Origin of the sequence: Caldisericum sp. (assembly GCF_049967455.1) — a bacterium.
Taxonomy (GTDB): domain Bacteria; phylum Caldisericota; class Caldisericia; order Caldisericales; family Caldisericaceae; genus Caldisericum; species Caldisericum exile_A.
In genome coordinates this window covers 1-16,805 of record NZ_JBMFSR010000007.1, presented here as the reverse complement: position 1 = coordinate 16,805, position 16,805 = coordinate 1, and the positions used below count along the sequence as shown (strand labels likewise).

At 34.8% G+C, this 16,805-nt stretch carries 17 protein-coding genes and 1 pseudogene; 9 read left to right on the top strand and 9 right to left on the bottom strand.

The genetic code is table 11. From position 1 onward, the window contains the following. Positions 1–8 precede the first annotated feature (8 nt). The 5 genes from ACP5SP_RS03410 to ACP5SP_RS03390 form a co-directional block, all read right to left on the bottom strand. Positions 9–1,058: a sugar ABC transporter substrate-binding protein gene (locus ACP5SP_RS03410; protein WP_428076047.1), complete on the bottom strand. Its 1,050-nt coding sequence runs from the start codon at positions 1,056–1,058 to the stop codon at positions 9–11. A gap of 503 nt (positions 1,059–1,561) precedes the next feature. Continuing rightward, positions 1,562–2,149 (bottom strand): DUF996 domain-containing protein, encoded by a 588-nt coding sequence (locus tag ACP5SP_RS03405; RefSeq protein WP_428066960.1) that lies wholly within the window; start codon positions 2,147–2,149, stop codon positions 1,562–1,564. A 49-nt stretch (positions 2,150–2,198) separates the two neighbouring features. After that, positions 2,199–2,570: a hypothetical protein gene (locus ACP5SP_RS03400; protein ID WP_428076038.1), complete on the bottom strand. Its 372-nt coding sequence runs from the start codon at positions 2,568–2,570 to the stop codon at positions 2,199–2,201. Between the two features lie 66 nt (positions 2,571–2,636). Further along, positions 2,637–3,710, bottom strand: coding sequence for a mechanosensitive ion channel family protein (locus ACP5SP_RS03395; protein ID WP_428066956.1), 1,074 nt, complete (start codon positions 3,708–3,710; stop codon positions 2,637–2,639). 99 nt (positions 3,711–3,809) lie between these two features. Then, positions 3,810–5,795, bottom strand: a complete 1,986-nt coding sequence (locus ACP5SP_RS03390; protein ID WP_424586770.1) for a DUF505 domain-containing protein — start codon at positions 5,793–5,795, stop codon at positions 3,810–3,812. A 352-nt stretch (positions 5,796–6,147) separates the two neighbouring features. Here ACP5SP_RS03390 and ACP5SP_RS03385 point away from each other — a divergent pair, with 352 nt between their 5' ends. Then, the gene (locus ACP5SP_RS03385) at positions 6,148–7,440 is read left to right on the top strand and encodes an HD-GYP domain-containing protein (protein ID WP_424586980.1); all 1,293 of its coding nucleotides are present in this window, start codon (positions 6,148–6,150) and stop codon (positions 7,438–7,440) included. Beyond that, a complete protein-coding gene (locus ACP5SP_RS03380) occupies positions 7,437–8,003 on the top strand; it encodes a DUF5317 domain-containing protein (RefSeq protein ID WP_416085393.1) in 567 nt (188 codons plus the stop codon). The genes ACP5SP_RS03385 and ACP5SP_RS03380 overlap by 4 nt, the downstream gene beginning before the upstream one ends. An 18-nt stretch (positions 8,004–8,021) precedes the next feature. Here ACP5SP_RS03380 and ACP5SP_RS03375 read toward each other — a convergent pair whose 3' ends face one another. The 4 genes from ACP5SP_RS03375 to ACP5SP_RS03360 are packed head-to-tail and all read right to left on the bottom strand — an operon-like array spanning position 8,022 to position 9,293. Further along, a complete protein-coding gene (locus tag ACP5SP_RS03375; RefSeq protein WP_424586979.1) occupies positions 8,022–8,651 on the bottom strand; it encodes an N-acetylmuramoyl-L-alanine amidase in 630 nt (209 codons plus the stop codon). 3 nt (positions 8,652–8,654) lie between these two features. Next, positions 8,655–8,798 (bottom strand): YvrJ family protein, encoded by a 144-nt coding sequence (locus ACP5SP_RS03370; RefSeq protein WP_428076037.1) that lies wholly within the window; start codon positions 8,796–8,798, stop codon positions 8,655–8,657. Positions 8,799–8,856: 58 nt separating this feature from the next. Beyond that, entirely contained in the window at positions 8,857–9,084 is a 228-nt protein-coding gene (locus ACP5SP_RS03365) for a DUF2922 domain-containing protein (RefSeq protein ID WP_416085390.1), read from the bottom strand. Positions 9,085–9,095: 11 nt separating this feature from the next. Then, on the bottom strand, positions 9,096–9,293 hold the full coding sequence (locus ACP5SP_RS03360; RefSeq protein ID WP_424586978.1) for a DUF1659 domain-containing protein: 198 nt from the start codon (positions 9,291–9,293) through the stop codon (positions 9,096–9,098). A 135-nt stretch (positions 9,294–9,428) separates the two neighbouring features. Here ACP5SP_RS03360 and rbsK point away from each other — a divergent pair, with 135 nt between their 5' ends. The 7 genes and pseudogenes from rbsK to ACP5SP_RS03325 all read left to right on the top strand — a co-directional run bounded on the left by rbsK (position 9,429) and on the right by ACP5SP_RS03325 (position 16,665). Further along, positions 9,429–10,322 (top strand): ribokinase, encoded by an 894-nt coding sequence (gene rbsK / locus ACP5SP_RS03355; protein ID WP_416085388.1) that lies wholly within the window; start codon positions 9,429–9,431, stop codon positions 10,320–10,322. After that, positions 10,322–11,218 carry a nucleoside hydrolase gene (locus ACP5SP_RS03350; protein ID WP_424586977.1) on the top strand — a complete coding sequence of 299 codons (897 nt, stop codon included), beginning with the start codon at positions 10,322–10,324 and terminating at the stop codon, positions 11,216–11,218. Before rbsK ends, ACP5SP_RS03350 begins: the two co-directional genes overlap by 1 nt. Positions 11,219–11,239: 21 nt before the next feature. Next, positions 11,240–12,142 (top strand): annotated as a pseudogene (locus ACP5SP_RS03345) (BMP family lipoprotein); the annotation flags it as partial. Positions 12,143–12,202: 60 nt separating this feature from the next. Further along, positions 12,203–13,726: an ABC transporter ATP-binding protein gene (locus ACP5SP_RS03340; protein ID WP_416085386.1), complete on the top strand. Its 1,524-nt coding sequence runs from the start codon at positions 12,203–12,205 to the stop codon at positions 13,724–13,726. After that, positions 13,726–14,811, top strand: coding sequence for an ABC transporter permease (locus tag ACP5SP_RS03335; protein WP_416085385.1), 1,086 nt, complete (start codon positions 13,726–13,728; stop codon positions 14,809–14,811). The genes ACP5SP_RS03340 and ACP5SP_RS03335 overlap by 1 nt, the downstream gene beginning before the upstream one ends. After that, a complete protein-coding gene (locus tag ACP5SP_RS03330) occupies positions 14,795–15,718 on the top strand; it encodes an ABC transporter permease (protein ID WP_424586974.1) in 924 nt (307 codons plus the stop codon). The genes ACP5SP_RS03335 and ACP5SP_RS03330 overlap by 17 nt, the downstream gene beginning before the upstream one ends. Next, complete coding sequence (locus ACP5SP_RS03325; protein ID WP_416085383.1) at positions 15,715–16,665, top strand: nucleoside hydrolase; 951 nt, start codon at positions 15,715–15,717, stop codon at positions 16,663–16,665. The genes ACP5SP_RS03330 and ACP5SP_RS03325 overlap by 4 nt, the downstream gene beginning before the upstream one ends. Positions 16,666–16,805 lie beyond the last annotated feature (140 nt).

Sequence of the window (16,805 nt, the reverse complement as noted above, 5' to 3'; positions counted from 1 at the left end):
AACCTACATTAATGCCAAGTAAAATCACTTTCTTGATAGTAGCCAGAGTCAATAAGAACTTGCTTAACATTATTCTTATCAACTACTTGAACTGGAGTAGGCTTTGAAGGAACATCCTTTGCACCATTGTTGTAAGTCTTTGTTGATTCAGGAGTTCCACCTTGTAAATAAGTTATGGCAACATTGATTGCGTCTTTAACTAATACTCTTACATCTTTAAATACAGTCATTGACTGCTTACCATCAATAATGTATTGAATTGATGGTTTTTCTGCATCTTGACCTGTAATCACATAGCTCTTAATTGCAGGATCCGCTGCAAATGTATCTGCAATTGCCCTTGCTGTTCCATCGTTTGGTGCTAATATGAACACATTACCCTTTAGATTGGCCGGTGCAACTGCCAAATTTGCTTCGGCAAGGTTCTTTGCGGTGTTAAAATCCCAGTTTGTAGTAATTTGACCAATTATACTTGCCTCTTCGTCCCTTGTAAGGTCTTTCTTATTCTGAAGTGCCTTAGCCTTGTCTGAATTTGCAATCACAAAGGTACCATCTGCAATCTTCGGTTGCAATACTTGCCAAGCACCAAGGAAGAACAAGAAAGAGTTATTATCTGATAAAGCACCTGCATATAAGTAGAGTGGGTTATTTTTACCAGTTGCATGATCAACAAGATATTGACCTTGCTTTTGACCAACTTCGATACTGTCGAATGTAACATAATAATCAACATTTGGCGTTCCTAAAATCAATCTATCGTAAGAAATTACTTTCACGCCGGCTTTCGCTGCTTCATCTGCTGCTGCGGCCGCTGCGGTAGCATCCTGTGGGCAAAGAATAAGAACTTTAATACCTTTGCTTATTAGAGTTTCAACGTTTGTCTTCTCCTTTGCAGGATCTCCTTGGCTAAAGAGAATTTCAACCTTGTAATTGGTGTTCTTTAAGGCATCTTGGAATCTTGTTTCATCTTGAATCCACCTTGGTTCATCCTTTGTCGGCAAAACAATGCCGATGTCAACTTTGCTTGTCTTCTTTGCACAGCCAGTCGAAAGAATCATTGGCGACAAGAGAGCTACTAACGCCACCACTACCAACACTTTGCGCATTACTTTCATAGTGCGCCTCCTTTCATAAGTATTTTAATATAAAAATAAAAAAAGAGAAAACTTGTCAATACTAATTAATTTTAATTTACAATTAAAATTTTTTAACTCCTTTTTTATACAAAAAACGCTATCAAAAGGCATATCTTTAATTTCCTTAATTTTTTAATTTCTGTTAATAAATAATCTAAAAATATTTTATCAAAAAATTGCCTTTTGTCAATAGAACAAACACCTTTAATAAAATTTTTTTTGAGAAGTTCGGTAGAAGTAAACAATCTTATCAAAAAGTGCTTTTAAAGTATCTTCTAAAAACTTCCATGTGATTGATTCATGCTAAACTCAATTATATTACCCTTGGTCCTTTTAAACCAAGGGTAATATCTTATTAGCATACTCCTCATTACCTCTGCAATGCTAAACGTAAAGGCACTAAGATTTGTGAAAAGCAAACTTAACTATCCTTGAGGTTCTGAAGGAGCACCAATCTCTATTTCATCTGGAAGCGAAAAGAAACCTATAATTTCAAAAATTTCACCAACAAACATTAAAATAGCACCTAATCCAAAGACAATCAAAAGTATAGAACCATAGTAAAGAAGCATACCTGCCGTTTTAAAATGTTGATTAGAGAGGCTATCAGAAATTGCATCAAAACTCTTCTTTATATAGTAATACGATACTACAAATAATACATAAATTACAAGCAAAACTAAAATCATTCCAAAACCAAAACCTCGCATTCCACCCATAAAACCATTAGCAAAACTAAAAATAAGCGCAAATCCGCCAACAACAGCAAAAATCAACATAACAAAGTAATTTATGAGTTGCAATATAAAACCAGTTAGGTAATTTGAGAAAATATCTGGCTTTTGAACCTTTTTAGAAATCTCATTTAGCGCCATTAAAATAAGAATAATTGATGCAACACTAAAAATAAACGAAAGGCCAAAACCTCTTCGAATGAAAACTGAAGCAACAAGAGGTAAAATTGCACCAATCCCACCCATAAGTTTCGCATTCTTTAACTCAATTTTCTCCATTTTTTCCTCCTTTATAAGGTTATTAAATTATAAACTATTTAAAAAATTTTCAAGAGAGTCTTTGTATCTTCCTGAACTTACATTGTTTTCTATTATAAATAAAGCTTTTTTTAACAAGATTTCCAGGAATTTTATTCAATTTTATAACAAAAGACTTGTTTCTTTCACCAAATCCAGATGAGGAAACAAACACAACCTCTTTATTAATAAGTGCATCTTTATTCTTAAAAAGAAAACTTCTCATCGGAAACGGAATATTTCCTGCCCAGATTTGCGCCAGAATAAAAACTCTTTCAAATTTCTCTAAATCTAAATGTAAAGGCTCAATGGGAACGATTTTCCCAATAATTAAATAGAAAGAATCCCTAAAGAAATTTCTTTTCAAATTGTCTTTAATCTCTACAATCTCACAACCTCTCATTTTTTGGTTGCCTCCCAATATTTTATTTTTTCCTGGCTAAGAAAAATAAATCACGACCTCATCCATCTAACCATCCTTTTTGTGCGTCTCTTCCACTCGCACGACTTGTATTGGATAAACAATTGAAACCCCCTCTTTTTTCAGAATTTCAACTATTGCAATATTAACTTTTTCCTGAAGCTCCATAAACTTATTGTAATCCTTTTCGTTTATGTAATAGGCGAGTGTAAAATTCAAACTATACTGTCCTATTCCTGAGAACCTTGCAAAGGCAAAAACAGTTTCATCAACACTTTCAACCGCACTCTTCAAGATATCACTCATTTTTTCAAGTTTCTCTTTTTCTGTCTCAAAAGCAACTCCAATATTAATTTGAACTCTTCGTGTGACCAATCTTGACCAATTTCTCACAATTTGTGAAGTTATTATAGAATTAGGTATATTTATCTCCTCGCCCGAAAGACTTATAAGTCGTGTACTTCTTAGCCCAATCTTTGAAACTGTTCCCTGTACATCACCTGTGACAATGTATTCACCTTCGACAAAAGGTTTATCAAATATAATCGCAAAATAGTTTAAAACATCCTGAAGAATTCTCTGTAGGCCAAGGCCAATAATAACTCCACCAACACCAAACGTAGTAAGAATTGATGTGATATCAAATGCTGGTATAAAGTTTTTGACTATAAACACTATACCAAGCAAAACTACTACAATTTTTATTGAAATCATTAATGCTCTGAGCGCTTTTTTCTGTGTTTCTTCAAGAATGGATGTTGTTAAAATCTCAGAATAAACAAAGTCTATAATAGCAACAAGTACATATATTATGGCAACCGCAATAAGTCCTCTCTCAAGTGAATGTAAAATTGTCCTAAAATCTTGAAGGTTTAACTGCTCAAGACTTACAAGAAAAGCAAATACATATAGAATTGGCCCCAACCTTCTGAATAGAAATTGGGTTAGTCTTATGCCAAAATTATCTCTTTTATCCTTTATCTTATCAATTATGCTTTTAAGAATTTTTTCTGTAAGAAATATAAGAAGAATTAGGGAAATGAAAATCAAAAAACTTATTAAGTAACGCAGTATTGTATTTCCCCAAATTTGTGTTTCAAGTAGTTTGTTAATGAGTCCCATTATATATCCTCATTTTTAAAACCTTTTCATTATATCCTACAATTTTAAAAATAAAAAGCCCGTAGCAAAGCGCTACGGGTAGAAAGCTTATAGCAAAAACTAATCCAAAATTTCGTGATAACTTACAAGATCTTTTTTGGAACTCATCTTTTCAACAGCTTCAAGTAATAGCAAACCTTGTTCGTTTATGCTTGTCTCGCCAATATACCCTGCGGCTCTTGCAAGTTCAAGGGCATCTTGGAAGGCATCCTTCGAAAGACCTGAAATTTTTAGTGCCTCTTTTATGTTCTTCGGAAGAATTCTAACTTTACGTTCTTTAACATAGAGTGTACCAACCTCTCTTAAAGCTCTTAAGACTCTTACCAATAATGGGTTTACAGGAAAACCAAGTCCTGTTGGAACACCTGAAAGAGCCTTATCCATTAATTTACCTGCTTCTGTTTCAATAATGTTTCCATCTGGAAGAATCTCAATTAAATGTCGAGCTTCAAGCTTTTCTAAGGCAAACCTTATTCGGTCTTCTTCAAATTGATCTTTTAGTTTATCGATAACTTCATTAATATTAGCGCCCTTTTCTGGGATAAGAGAGAAAACTGTTCTTTCAAATTTTGTGATCAAAGGAAGCCTCTCAATATGTTCTGCCAGGTTTGCAAAGAAATAACCATTTTTTGTTGGCTCTTTTGAACCTACAAGACCCTCCTCTTCTGCTTTCTTTACCCACTCTAAATTAGGAGAGCTAAACGTTTTTCTTGTAATAGTAATTGCCTTAACTGAGTCAGAGCTTACACTTTGAACATTACGATCAAGTACTTTTTCTCCCCATTCGGTTATCTCAAAAACTTCCTTGCCTTCGTCATCGATAGTACTTCTAATAAGCTCAAAACCTTCCATTGAGTGCAAATCTGCTCTTAAATCAAAATACCCCTCATACCACGCAGTAAGGTCTTTTGCGTCTTCAAAAGCCTTGGCAATTTGCTGATACTTCTCAGGCATTTCATTTAATTTTCTTCCATAACGATCTATAAGTTCCTTATACTGTTTAATACGCCTATCTATCATCTCTTTCTTTAAATTTTCAAGTGTAGGACGCTCATTTTTATTTGTCTTTGCCTTTTCCCAGAGCGCCTTAATTGCACGAAGTGCCATCATTTCGCCTTCTTCAATATCAAAAGACCAAATTTCTTTTCTTGGCCCATCTTTAAGCAATCTATAAACTTCCAAGGCCCATTCACCTGCAAGAAGAAGATTTCCATCACCATCAACATAACCAAGTGATTGGAGCGTAACGAGGGCGACGTCAGTTATTTTTCTCTCATCATACCAATCAGCAATTGCCTTAAGTATGTCTTCAGATAGAACTGTACCTTCGCCAAAACCACCAAGCATAAGAGTTTTTTTGACCGCCTGACCTAAAGCAGTAAATGAAAATATCTCCCCATTTGGAACTGAATATGCGATGAGTCTCATTGATTCAAGAAGATGTGAATTTTTAACTGATAATTTTATTTCTGATGAGCGGGCTGGTCCAACTGGTAAACCTCTTATTACGTCGGCAAGCTCTGAGTCTATGATTAGCTTTGGTGAAACAGAATATATATCAAGAATGGCCTTGCCTTGTTCACTCAAGGTGTAGTATTCCTTTTTTGTTTCCTGATTTCTAACCTTCAATGCAAGCCCTCTTTCCATAAGAGGTTCTATTCCAAGCGGACCAACACGTTCTGCCCTGTTTGCGGCATCAAGAAAAGCGATAATTTCACTTCCTATGAATCTAAAATCTGGATCCCATTCCTCAGGTTTTGCAAGACCTCTTTTCTCAACCACAACAACATTTTGAGATTCGTATGATTCCTCCTCAAGATTCGGTTTTGGTCCAAGGGAATAGAGTTCTCTTAAGACGTTTGCTAGTGCTCGGCCTGTATATGTTAAAATTAATTTTGCAGGCGTTTCAAAACGCACTAAACCCATAAGATCGAGTTCTCTTACAGTGTCATTATCAAGTTGAGATAAATCGGTTGCAAGGAGCCCTGCATCCACATCTGACATCATTTTTTCAAGAACTAATGCATGTTCTTTTTTAATTACCATAATCTCACCTCCTATTATTATAAAATTTTATACATTTTAACAAATTATAACACAAACTTCAATATTAGTCAATATGTTTTCCGTTAAATTTTTTAAATCCACTTTTTAATGTTAAAACACTTGACAAAAATCTTGAAGGTCATAAAATTTTTTTTGTAAAAGTAATTAAATTTATTAGAAAGGAGGAAAGGGATCATGAAGTGGGGAGCAAGAGTTTTAGCATTCATTCTTAGCGTAATGGTTATAGCATTAACAGTATTAGCAGATCTAAAATGGCATTAGAAAGGAGGAAAGGGATCAAATAATCCTCAGAGTAATTTGACAAAAATAATTGCTTCTGATATAATAAATTGTGCAGAATATAACAAAAAAGGCTGGGTTATTAATTTCACTTACTTTTTTGTTGTTTTTATTTCTATTTTCATATTCACTATTGAGATTTAGATTTATATTAAACAAAGAAGATATTATAGTAGCAATAATCCTATCTATATCAATACTTGTATCAGAAAAATTTCATGTTATTATACCCATTGGCTCAGAAGTTTCCGAGTTATCAGTATCTACTGCACTTACTTTCACTATAGCATATCTTTTTAATCCTTTGCTTGCTATATCTTTAATTACAATAAGCGAGGCATTATCAGATATTGTTTCAAAAAAACAGTGGTATAAAATTGTTTTCAATACCGCAAATATTGGTTTTGCAACAGGAATAACAAGCTTGTATTTCTGGAAGTTTTACAATAATTTCTTACCTTTTACCTCGGCTTATAATATTGGGGTAATCATTAATGGGGCATTGATACACTTCTTTTTAGAATCTTTTGCTCTATATTTGTTATTATCTTTCATTGTTAACCGTCCACTTTTATCTTTCTACATCGAAAATATAAAATTCATTTCAGTTGAAATTTTTACTCTTTACCCGCTGGGAATAGTGCTTATGTATTTCTTCAAATATAATCCTTTAATGAACGCATTCCTTCTTCCTTCACTTATTGCAGTTTACTATGCACTACAAAGAAGATATGTAGTAATTCAGGAGACGAAAAACGCACTCTTTGCAATCGCTGAGGTTGTAGATAAAAAAATTCCCGATACAATTGACCATTCAAAACGTGTTGCGATAATAACAGAAGCAATTTGTAATGAGCTTAAGCTTCCATTATCACAAACAAATGAAATAGTTCTTGCGGCAATGCTTCACGACATAGGAAAAATTGCTGTGCCAGATTTTATTTTGAAAAAACAAAACCCAAGCGAAGAAGAAATGGAGGTAATACGACTTCACTCTATTGAAGGAGAAAAAATAGTAGGAAGACTGTCTCTATTTAGGAAGGGGGCTTTACTTATTAGACATCACCATGAAAGATGGGACGGAACTGGTTATCCTGACCACCTAAAAGGAGAGGAAATTCCTCTTGGTTCAAGAATTATAGCAATTGCGGACTCATTTGATGCAATGACTACTCAAAGGTTTTATAGAGACAAAGTTAGGAGTTTTAAAGAAGGACTAAAAGAACTGAAGGAATGTGCAGGCATCCAATTTGATCCAAATCTCGTGGATGTAGCTATAAAGGTAATTTCTGAAAAGAAGGAAGAACTTATAAAATTGATGTATCCACTCTTAAACGCCCAATGACAATATTTGTGCTTTTGGCAGCAGTTCTTGGGATAATAGTAAATAGAGGTTTCGAAGGAGTTGTTGAAAATCCAATAAAAGGATTTTATTTTGCAGTAGTTGGGTTTCTAATTCAACTTGGCATTTTTAGTTACGATTTTGCATTTTCAAAGTATGAATACCTTTCGCCCTATTTTTATATAATATCGCTCATTTTATTATTTATATTTGTCCTCTTAAACTTAAACTACCACGGAATGAAAATAATACTCATTGGTTTTTTACTTAATTTCTCTGCGATTATTGCAAACGGCGGATATATGCCTCAATACATAGACAAATTAACAATTGCAGGAGAATTTGAAAAAATTGAACTTTTAAAACAATATGGCCACTTCTACAATGGCATTCTTGGAAGCAATCAAACTAAACTAAAACCTCTTACAGATATTATTGCAATTGGTAAGCCTACCTTCCTCTCTGGTGTTTATAGTGTTGGTGATCTTATTATTATAGCAGGACTAATTGTGTTTATTTTTGAATTTACAAAGAAGAGAAAAAGAGGTGGTACAACTCATATATAGGATACCACCTCTCTAATTTCAAAATGCCTTTAAAAGTTTTAGAATCCTATATGCAATAAGAAATCCTTCTTCACGAGTCATTGGATCCTTTGGACGAAAAGAATTTCCATCGCCCAAAACAATCCCTAATTCATTTAGCTTTTGAATCACGTTTTTATAAGGATAATCAATCTCGTTTCCCTTTATTTCAGAAAAGACACTGCTAAGCATCTCTTCATATGGAAAAAATCTTCCAGGACAAAGGGTCGAATTACGCCTTCCCGTTTCATCAGAAATGACATCCTTATGCCGCAAGACATTTTCATTTTTTATGTCATATCGCTTAACAATATCCTTTAGGAGTTTTACGCCTGCATCAAACTGTAAAACCTGCATTCTCTCTTTTTCAAAATTACCAAGAAAACAGATTCCAATGCTTTCAAGGTTAACTACATAATTTGTTGCATGCCATCCAGGAACTTCTTCTGGCTGACCTTTAAAGACTTTTCCCGTGGGTCCAACCATATAGTGGTAGTCGCAAACATAGTTCGGAAAATCCTTTATCCACTTTCTTCGTTGGTTTAGCATTATTGCATCAGCAAGAGCACTTCCATCACCGTAAACATCAGTTCCAGAGTGATGCAAAATAATATACTTTATATTTCTCATAAACTACACCTTACTTTCCATAAGGTTTGCAAGTTTCTCAACTGCATCAGAAAGTCTGTCAATTTTTGCTCCAAAAACTACAAGAAGATAAACAGCGATTGCAATTGGAAACCCAACATTTTGTATCAATGTTATAATTTCATCCATATTTCCTCCTTTGAATTATTTTTACGGGGGCTTTAAAAAGCCCCCTTTCAGACTAAACTTACGGCACTAAATCAACAAATGTTCTCTCAACAATTCCGCCATCAACAAACTGCACTAAATCGCCATTCTTCGTTGTTATAATATTCTTTGTAAGAATCAAATTGCCTAATGTTTGCAATTCCTCAGAAGTAATAGTGTCCTTTGGATTTGCAAATTCCATTGCGTATGTCTTTCCATTTTCGGTTTTAAAAACAAGTCTTAAAACCTTTGCAGTTGTATTAGCCATGCTTTACCTCCTTATGCAGCATAAGTCTTAACAATTCTTCTCCTAACATCACTTACAGTATCCGATAGGAGATTTATAATACCCTGTGCAACTTCAAATAAATCAGTATCAGTTGCAGTAGGTTTAATACCTGTAATACTTTCACGTCTTGTTTTACCATTTACATCAAACACAATTTCTAAAACTCCATTCTTCTCTACAACAGTCATATTTACCTCCCATAAAAATTTTTGAAGGGATTTTTCCCTTCACACATTAATATGCAAAGGGTGTCGAAAATATTTAAAAAGTCCATTATTTACTGACCTATTGCAAATCATTTTAAAATTTGTTAAAATGCTTTTATGAAAATGGCAAGTATTTTTGTACTCGGAAGTATTAACGTTGATCTTGTTGTCTATGCAGAGCGTTTCCCTGATGCAGGTGAAACAATCGTTGGAAAAGAATTTTTAATAAATCAAGGTGGAAAAGGAGCCAATCAAGCAGTTGCTGCAAAAAAGGCAGGCGGTGATGTTACCTTCATAGGACGCGTTGGAAATGATATATTTTCAACAATAGCAATTGATTCTCTTAGAAAATTCGATGTAAAGAGTCATATCGTGATTGATGCGCATACAGAAACAGGTATAGCAGTAATTAATGTGGATGATAAAGGAGAAAATAGAATCACAATTATAGAAGGTGCAAACGGAAAAGTTAATAAAGAAGAATTGGAGTATCTCAAAAATAACATCAAAGATGGTGACTTCTTACTTCTTCAGGGAGAAATTCATGTCGATGTGCTTGTTGAGGCTTCAAGAATTGCAAAAGCATCAAATGCAATTGTAATTTTTGATCCAGCACCTGTAAAAAGCGAACTAACAAAGGTAATACCTTTCACGGACTTTATCACTCCAAACGAAACAGAATTAAGAAAGCTCACAAATTCAAATGATACTTACGAACTTTTAAAACTTGGAGCAAAGAATATTGTTTTCAAGATGGGAGAAAAAGGTGTTAGATTTATAAATCAAAATGAAGACTTTGTTGTTGAAGCTTTTAAGGTAGAGGCGATCGATACAACCGGTGCAGGAGACACATTCAATGGAAGCTTTGCTTCCGCTCTCTCAAAAGGAATGCCATTAAAAGACGCCTTGAGGTTTGCAAATGCTGCAGCTGCAATATCTGTTACAAGAAAGGGAGCTGCTGTATCATCACCTACGTATGAAGAAATTATTAGATTCTTGGAGGTGCATTAATGACTTATAAGATGATTATTGATACTGATTGTGGCATTGACGATGCAATAACGATTATCAGTGCTATAAAATATGGAATAGATATTGTTGGAATTACGACTGTTTCAGGAAATGTGTATGTGGATCAAGTAACGGATAATGTTTTACGAATCCTTAATTTTATGGGAAGAAACGATATTAAGGTTTTCAAAGGCGCACATAAACCTCTGATTTCTGAAAAAACAACGCCTGCAAAGATTCACGGAGAAAATGGAATTGGAGATGTAGAACTTGAGAAATCACCTAAAAGTGAAGAAGAACTACCCGCACCCTATGCAATTTATAAACTTGCAAGAGAAAACCCTGGAATTGTGCTTTTGACACTCGGACCTCTTACAAACATTGCTATGGCTTTTAATCTTTACCCAGACCTCAAAAATTATGTTTCAAAAATTGTTTCAATGGGTGGTGCAGTAAATTTTGGAAATGTTACACGGTTTGCCGAGTTTAATTTCTTTTATGACCCAGAGGCAGCAGAGTTTGTTTTAAGGCTTGGAATACCAATACTCTTAGTTCCATGGGATCCAGTTGTAGCAACTCCAATATTTGAAGAGGAGCTCAAGGAAACTTTCAAAGGCAGTGTTGGTAAATTGATACTTCAAATGGAAAAAACTGTAATGGACTTTGTGGAAAAGGTACGTGGTGTAAGAGGTGTATTTCTTCCTGATCCTATGGCACTTGCAACTTTCCTTGATCCAACTATTATAAAATCCAAAATCAACACATCAATGCATATGGAATTAAATCACGGATCTCTTATGAGAGGCGCATCTATTATTGGTGAAGGACACGGAACTGAGATTGTAATGGAAGTGGATAAAGGCAAGTTCTTAAATTTTTTCAAAAATATATTCTAAGGAGCTTTCTTTGATTCTGCAAACAGAGGTCTTGAAATGGCAATTAAAGACCTTGGAGTGGATGGAAAGGTTATTGAAGGCGGTTATGATCCAGCAAAGTGGCAACCAGATCTTGAACAACTTGCACAAGGAGATTCAGATATTATCATCATTGGTACCTGGCAAATGGTCGATGCAGTTACAGCAGTTGCACCAAAACATCCTGAGAAGAAGTTCATAATCTTCGATACATCAGTTGATTATACAAAAGGAAATCTTGGAAATGTTTATTCAATCCTTTACAAACAGAATGAAGCATCTTTCCTTGTAGGAGCACTTGCTGCAATGATCACTACATCTAATATGCCACTTGCAAACAAGGATAAAGTTATTGGATTCCTTGGCGGAATGGATATTCCTGTTATTAATGATTTTAAAGTTGGATATATTCAAGGTGCGCACTATATAGATCCAGAAGTAAAAGTGCTTGTTTCATATGCTGCTTCATTTAACGATCCTGCGAAGGGAAAAGAATTAGTCCTTGCTCAATACGATCAAGGTGCAGATATTTCTTTTAACGTTGCAGGAGAAACGGGCTTAGGTCTTATAGATGCAGCAAAAGAGAAGAATAAATATGCTATTGGTGTTGACTCTGATCAGTATATCATGCTTAAGGACAAAGATCCAGAAGCAGCATCACACATTGTGACATCAATGATGAAAAATGTTGATAAATCAATCTACAGAGCACTGAAGCTTTACCTTGAGGGTAAACTTGAATTTGGAAAGGCAGAAGCATTAGGACTTGCAGAAGATGGCGTTGGCATAGCAGATAACGAAAACTACCAAAAATTAGTACCACAAGAGTTTAGAGATAAGGTTAATGAACTTGCACAAAAAATTATCAAAGGAGAAATCAAAGTAGATACTGCATTCGGAAGTTAAAAATAAAAGTAGTTTTCGGGAAGGCATGACCGCCTTCCCTTTTTTCGTTTGGAGGTTTATATGGCAATTGCTATTTCATTAAGAGATATAGTAAAGGTTTATCCCAATGGAGTTGTTGCAAATAAAAAGGTCAATCTTGATATTGAAGAAAAAACAATCCATGCAATCGTTGGTGAAAATGGAGCAGGCAAATCAACTCTTATGAAAATCATCTTTGGTGTCGAAATGCCACAAGAGGGTGAAATATACGTTAAAGGAAAAAAAGTAACATTTAAAACACCGATGGAAGCAATTAAAAGTGGCATAGGAATGGTACATCAACACCTTATGCTTGCGGAGGATCTAACAGTTGTAGAAAACCTTACATTAGGAATTGAACCAAGAAAATTCAAGATATTCCTTGATAAGAAAGAGATGAATAACCTTGCAAAAAAATACATAGAAAAATATAAAATCGAAGTACCATTAGAAAAGAAGATAAAAGAATTACCAATAGGATTAAAACAGAGAGTAGAAATTCTTAAAGCACTTCTAAGGAATGCAGATATTCTCATTTTAGATGAGCCTACAGCGGTCCTTACACCACAAGAAACAGAAGTGTTATTCAAGTCATTAAAAGAACTCAAAGAGCAAGGCAAAACGATTATATTTATCTCGCATAAACTCAAAGAAGTAAAAGAAATTGCAGATAAAGTAACCATAATGCGTGATGGTAAAGTAATTGCAACTGATGATGCATCAAATCTATCCGAACACGATATTGCAAGACTAATGGTAGGAAGAGAAGTTTCATTTGAGAGAATAGAAGAAAGTAGGCATATTGGTAATGTCGCTTTGAAAGTTGAAAATCTAAGTTACTTTAACAGAGAGAAAATTCAAGTTTTAAAGAATATCAATTTTGAAGTAAGAGAAGGTGAAATTGTTGGAATTGCAGGTGTTGAAGGCAATGGTCAAACTGAACTTGTTGAAATTCTAACAGGCTTAAGAGAAGCATCAAGCGGTGCAGTTTATGTACTCGGTCAAAATATTGTAAATAAGTCTGTAAGAGAAATCCGTGAAATGGGCGTTTCGCATATTCCAGAGGACAGAATGAAAAATGGAGTTGCAGATAAGGCAAAAGTAAAGGAAAATCTAATCTCAGATAGATACTACAAAAACAATTTTTCTAAAATGGGAATCCTGAATTATGAATATATTGATGGTGCATCAAATGAGCTTGTAAAAAGATTCAATATTCTTGCTCCATCAATTGAAGCTCCAGTAAACGCACTTTCGGGTGGTAACATACAAAAGGTGGTTGTTGCACGAGAGCTCTCAAGTAATCCAAAAGTAATAATAGCATCGCAACCAGTTAGAGGAATTGATGTTGGAAGTGAAGAGTTGGTTCATAATTTTATAAAAGACGCAAGGGATTCAGGTTGCGCTGTTTTGCTTGTATCTGCTGATCTCGATGAAATATTAAAACTTTCAACGAGGATACTTGTTATTTACAATGGAGAAATTGTGAAGTCCTTTGACAAGGTAGAAGGACTTACTGGAGTTGATTTAGGTCCATACATGCTTGGCTTAAAAAGAGGTGAATGATGGAAAAGTTTATTCTAAAATATTTTAACTTGATTAGAACTATTATTGCAATCCTCATTGGCTTTATAATAAGCGTTTCCTTAATTTTTCTTGTTTCAAAAGACTCAATTGCTGCCTTAGGATACCTTTTCCTTGGACCATTTGGATCTATAAGTAGAATTGGTAATATCGTTGAACTTGCAACACCAATTATTTTTTGCGGTATTGCAATTGCTATTCCTTTCCAGGCACAACAATTTAACGTTGGGGCCGAGGGGACATTTTTCATAAGTGCTGCATTTGGGACGGCCTTTGCTTTAATTATACAAGGACTCAACTTACCTGGATTTATTTACATCTTAGTTGTGCTTACATTTGCAGGTCTTATGGGGGCCTTTTGGGGATTTATTCCAGGATACCTAAAAGCAAAATACAGAGCAAATATGGTTGTATTAACATTAATGCTCAATTACATTGCCTATTTCATTTCCATATACCTTATTAACTATCACTTTAGAGATAAAGCTGCAGGATATCTTACATCCTATAGACTTCCAGAAACTCTATTTTTAAAGCAATTTATTCCTAATACAAGGATACATATAGGTTTTTTAATTGCTATTGCATCGGTTTTTATTGCATACTATTTCCTGTATCATACAACACTTGGCTATGAGATTAGAATGGTTGGCTTTAACTTTCATTTTGCAAAGTATAGTGGAATAAATGTTTTTAAAGTAATAGTTCTATCGTCTCTTATTGGAGGAATTTTTGCAGGTATCGGAGGAATGGCAGAAGTAATGGGAATACACAGAAGATTCTTATGGCAATCGCTTCCTGGATATGGATGGGATGGAGTTGTAGTTGCAATTATCGGACACAATAACCCAATCCTTATAATGTTTGCGGCATTTTTCCTTGCATATTTAAGAATTGGAGGACAGGTATTAAATCTTCTTTCGGATGTCCCATATGAACTAATAAGCGTCATTGAAGCAATTATAATCCTTCTTATAACAGCAGAGGCATTTTTGGAAAATGTCAAGTATAGAATTACAGTTAGAGAAGCAGAAAAGGAGGCTTTTAAAAATGAATCCTCTTCTTAAAAGTATATTCTCAACATCTTTCCTTTTTTCAGTTTTAAGAGTTGCAACTCCAATTATATTTCCTGCCTTGGGTGTTGCAATTTCATCACTATCTGGTTCAACAAACATTGCTCTTGAAGGAATAATGCTTGTATCTGCATTTACAGGGGTTATTGTATCAGCATTTACTCAAAATCTTTGGCTTTCGCTTATTGCAGGAATCTCGGCAGGCGTTCTTATTGCATTGATACTTGGTTATTTCAGCCTTAAATTGAAGGCAGATATCATTCTTGCAGCAATTGCCTTGAATTTGTTTGCATCAGGAATAACTGTATTTCTACTTTACATCTTTGCGCATGATAAAGGAGTTTCAAGCTCTCTTAAAAGCCTTGTATTTCCAACAATAAAATTAGGCTTACTCTCCAAGATCCCCATTTTAGGGGGAATCTTAGACAATCAAAATATACTTGTCTATATTGCATTTCTTTCTGTCATTATCTACTATGTAATTGTGTTTCATACACCATTGGGGCTTAAAATAAGAGCCGTCGGACTTAACCCAGATGCAGCAAGTTCGGTTGGCATAAATGTTGTAAGAATTAAACTTTACGCATTAATTCTTTCAGGAGTTTTTGGTGCACTGGGCGGACTTTATCTTTCGATGGGGTATGTCTCTTGGTTTGGGCGTGATATGACTGCAGGGCGTGGTTTTATTGCAATCGCAGCATCTTCTATTGGCGGAAATATGCCTTTAGGAACCTTTTTAGGATCGCTTCTCTTTGGAATTGTTTATGCCCTTGCAAACTTCCTTGCACCAATAAATATCCCATCTGAGATAATTCAGGTAATACCATACATCGTGACAGTTTTGGTACTAACAATTTATTCGGCAAGATCTGTAAAAGAAAAGGAGGTAGGTGAGGAATGAAAAAGATTATACTGGACTGTGATCCAGGACACGACGACATGCTTGCAATAATCCTTGCGCTTTCAAATAAGGAGCTTGAAGTTTTGGGAATCACAACTGTTGCAGGAAATCAAACAGGCGAAAAGACATACACTAATGCTTTAAGGGTGTTAAATCTTATTGGAAGAACTGATGTCAAAGTTTCGAGAGGATTTGACAAACCAATTTTAAGAGAGCTTGTTACAGCACCTCAAATCCATGGGGTTTCTGGGCTTGATGGAGCAAACCTTCCTGAACCAAAGGGAAACGAGACACACAAACACGCAATTGACTTCATTATTGAGACTATAATGAACTCAAACGAAAAGATTTATCTTGTCCCAACAGGACCTTTGACAAACATTGCTGTTGCGCTTTTGAAGGAGCCGAAAATCAAAGACAAAATTGAAAAGATAGTTCTTATGGGTGGCGCATTTCATGATTCAAACTTTACGCCAGGTGCTGAATTTAATATTTATGTTGACCCTGAGGCTGCAAAGATTGTATTTGAAAGTGGTATTCCAACTGTAATGGTTGGTCTTGATGTAACAAACCGTGCCCTCTTAACTTTTGAAGACATTGATTATATTGAGAGTTTTAAAGGACCTGTTTCGAGTGTAATTGCTCCACTCCTAAGATTTTTTGCAACAACAAATAAAGAATTTTTTGGTTTTGATGGTGCTCCAATCCACGATGCATTAGCAGTTTCATATCTAATTGATCCGACAATTCTTAAAGTAAAACACCTTCATGTTGATATTGAAACAAAGGGAGAATTCACATCAGGACAAACAGTTGTAGATTACTACAACGTCTTAAAGAAAGAACCTAACGCTTTTGTTGCACTTGACTTAGATCTTCCTAAATTCAAGAAACTTATGATTGAAGCAATAAAGTATTTCGATGAAAGATCGCAAACCTCTTTCTAACTTACTCCCAAGGAAAAATTATTATTCGGGGGATATTTGGTGCCCCCTCAAAATTGTTGTCATATCGAGCGAAGCGAGATATCTCCTCTGTTTATATCGAAGGGATAAAAGTCCCCACTTCGAACTTCCCCAGAAAGGAG

What these genes read in the sequence shown, in the direction of transcription:
- ACP5SP_RS03410 (WP_428076047.1), bottom strand. Translation starts at nt 1,058, where the DNA reads ATGATTCTTTCGACTGGCTGTGCAAAGAAGACAAGCAAAGTTGACATC.
- ACP5SP_RS03405 (WP_428066960.1), bottom strand. Translation starts at nt 2,149, where the DNA reads ATGGAGAAAATTGAGTTAAAGAATGCGAAACTTATGGGTGGGATTGGT.
- ACP5SP_RS03400 (WP_428076038.1), bottom strand. Translation starts at nt 2,570, where the DNA reads ATGAGAGGTTGTGAGATTGTAGAGATTAAAGACAATTTGAAAAGAAAT.
- ACP5SP_RS03395 (WP_428066956.1), bottom strand. Translation starts at nt 3,710, where the DNA reads ATGGGACTCATTAACAAACTACTTGAAACACAAATTTGGGGAAATACA.
- ACP5SP_RS03390 (WP_424586770.1), bottom strand. Translation starts at nt 5,795, where the DNA reads ATGGTAATTAAAAAAGAACATGCATTAGTTCTTGAAAAAATGATGTCA.
- ACP5SP_RS03380 (WP_416085393.1), top strand. Translation starts at nt 7,437, where the DNA reads ATGACAATATTTGTGCTTTTGGCAGCAGTTCTTGGGATAATAGTAAAT.
- ACP5SP_RS03375 (WP_424586979.1), bottom strand. Translation starts at nt 8,651, where the DNA reads ATGAGAAATATAAAGTATATTATTTTGCATCACTCTGGAACTGATGTT.
- ACP5SP_RS03370 (WP_428076037.1), bottom strand. Translation starts at nt 8,798, where the DNA reads ATGGATGAAATTATAACATTGATACAAAATGTTGGGTTTCCAATTGCA.
- ACP5SP_RS03365 (WP_416085390.1), bottom strand. Translation starts at nt 9,084, where the DNA reads ATGGCTAATACAACTGCAAAGGTTTTAAGACTTGTTTTTAAAACCGAA.
- ACP5SP_RS03360 (WP_424586978.1), bottom strand. Translation starts at nt 9,293, where the DNA reads ATGACTGTTGTAGAGAAGAATGGAGTTTTAGAAATTGTGTTTGATGTA.
- rbsK (WP_416085388.1), top strand. Translation starts at nt 9,429, where the DNA reads ATGAAAATGGCAAGTATTTTTGTACTCGGAAGTATTAACGTTGATCTT.
- ACP5SP_RS03350 (WP_424586977.1), top strand. Translation starts at nt 10,322, where the DNA reads ATGACTTATAAGATGATTATTGATACTGATTGTGGCATTGACGATGCA.
- ACP5SP_RS03340 (WP_416085386.1), top strand. Translation starts at nt 12,203, where the DNA reads ATGGCAATTGCTATTTCATTAAGAGATATAGTAAAGGTTTATCCCAAT.
- ACP5SP_RS03335 (WP_416085385.1), top strand. Translation starts at nt 13,726, where the DNA reads ATGGAAAAGTTTATTCTAAAATATTTTAACTTGATTAGAACTATTATT.
- ACP5SP_RS03330 (WP_424586974.1), top strand. Translation starts at nt 14,795, where the DNA reads ATGAATCCTCTTCTTAAAAGTATATTCTCAACATCTTTCCTTTTTTCA.
- ACP5SP_RS03325 (WP_416085383.1), top strand. Translation starts at nt 15,715, where the DNA reads ATGAAAAAGATTATACTGGACTGTGATCCAGGACACGACGACATGCTT.